Consider the following 1,986-nt stretch of genomic DNA (forward strand, 5'->3'; position numbering starts at 1 on the left):
ATGGGCGTCGACGGTGTTCAGACTGCCCACCCGCCGGTGTTCGAGTACGACTCGTAGGAGTACCGAGTGCGGCGGTCCCATTCCTCGCCGGTGATGCGTTCGTAGGCGTGGTCTGGCGTGTAGAGCAGGCTCTCGGCCCAGATGAGGTCGGTGGCGAACGGTGCGAAGGCCCTCGGATCCTGGAGTACGCCTTCGAATGCTTCACGGCCGGCGGCGACGACTGCGCAGCGTGTGTAGAGGAATGCGTCACCGGGCAGGCCCTGTCCGAGTTCCTTGCGGTCCAAGCGGTAAAGGGCCCAGGACAGTTGCTCGGCGAAGCCGGTGACGACGAACACCGGGGACTGAGCAAGGTGCTCTGTCAGCGCGACTGCCAGTTGTCCGGAATCAGGGTCCGGCCCGGTGGGTCTGCATTCCTCGATGAGCTGCCAGAAGACGTCTTCGTTCATGCCAGCGAGCATGACGCAGACGTCTGACACTCCGCCTACTTGGTCACCTGTTCGCTGCCGCTGTGAGAAGGACCCGCTTGCGGAGCAGGGGGAGCTTGGCGCGGCCGAACATCTGACGTTTGATCATCTTGATGTGGTTGACCCGGCCTTCGACGGGGCCGGAGTTCCAGTGGGTGGTCAGTCCCTGGAGGACGGCGTCCCAGTCCTTCTCCAGGCCGTGCGCAAAGCTGTGGAGTCCGGGGAGGTCCTCGGCCCGGGCGGCGAGGATCCAGTCCTTGAGGTGTTGGCCGGAGCGGGTGGTGAGGATATCGGCGAAGGACCGGACGAGCTGTTCGGCGGCACCAAGTTCGGGGCAGCGGGCGAGGATGCCGGCGAACTGCTCCCGCTCCTCGTCCCGCAGACGGTCGGGGTGGAGCATCATCCAGCCGGTGACCTGGCGGACGCCCGGCGGCGCCGGTCCGACGACGCGGATGCGCCGCCGTCGGCGGGGCCGCAGGTAGTCGCTGATGATCTGGTAGCTGCCCTGATAGCCAAGCTCTTTGAGCTCGGCGTGCAGGTGGATGGCGTTGGTGTGGCCCTCGGCCCAGCGCCGGTCCAGGTATGCCTTGAAGGGGTCAAGCTGGCTGGGCCGGGGCTGGTGACGGCCGTTGAGCATCTGCTCGGGTGTTTCGGCTCGGGCGGCCCGGCGGACAGTATTGCCGCCCATGTGCAGTTCCCGGGCGATCTCCCGGATGCCGTGTCCCTGGTCAAGGAGGGCGTGGACGATCCCGTGGCGTTCACGCTGTCGGGCCTCGATGGGCGACATCGCCTTCGTCGTGTTCTCCGGCTCGGCGAAGGAGATGCTCACGATGCCGTTCGCGTCGGCGTCCGGCGGTTTGAGGCAGGCGTTGTGCCGGCGCACGCAGCCTTCCACCGCGGTGCCGAGGTTCTGCAGCAGGTGGAAGCGGTCTGCGACCTGGACCGCGTGGGGTGCTCCGGAGCGGGCGCCGTCGGCGTAGGACCCGGCCCGGTCCCGGCAGATGACCTCCGAGCCGGGATGAGCCAGCAGCCAGGCGGCCAGCGTCCCGGCGTCCCGGCCGGGCAGCAGGTCCAGGGGCTGACCAGTCTCGCAGTCGATGATGACGGTGCCATAGTGCTGCCCGCGGCGTGTAGCGAAGTCGTCCACCCCCAGCACCTTCGGCACAGCCCAAACGGGATCGGGCACGGCCATCACCAGCCGGAGCAACGTCATCCGGCTCACGACACTGGGCAGGACCTTCGCGAAACGAGCCCCGGAACGGCCGGCGAGAGCCACGGCCACCGCCTCCAGCACCCTGCGCAAGGCCGGAGTCCGCCTGCCGTACCGCACGGTGAGTCCATCGACCTGCTCGGCGAACGTACGGCGCGGACAACCAGCGTTCTCGCAGTACAACCGCCGGACGGACAGATCGATCCGTACCGCCTGCTCACCCACCGGGCCATCGGCAAGGTGCCGTTCGTAGGTGCTGTGTATCCGCTCGGACGGCGTCGCGCAGTCGGGACAACTCACGACGACGTTCCG

The 1,986-nt window shown here is 67.8% G+C and carries 2 protein-coding genes; both read right to left on the reverse strand.

Annotated elements, in window-relative coordinates; all coding sequences use genetic code 11:
• Positions 1-17: 17 nt before the first annotated feature.
• Complete coding sequence (locus ACZ48Z_RS42995; RefSeq protein ID WP_468741374.1) at positions 18-446, reverse strand: DUF4240 domain-containing protein; 429 nt, start codon at positions 444-446, stop codon at positions 18-20.
• 43 nt (positions 447-489) lie between these two features.
• A partial coding sequence (locus tag ACZ48Z_RS43000; protein WP_468741375.1) for an ISL3 family transposase occupies positions 490-1,986 on the reverse strand: 1,497 nt, incomplete at its 5' end.

This window comes from Streptomyces sp. NPDC031225, assembly GCF_055570355.1.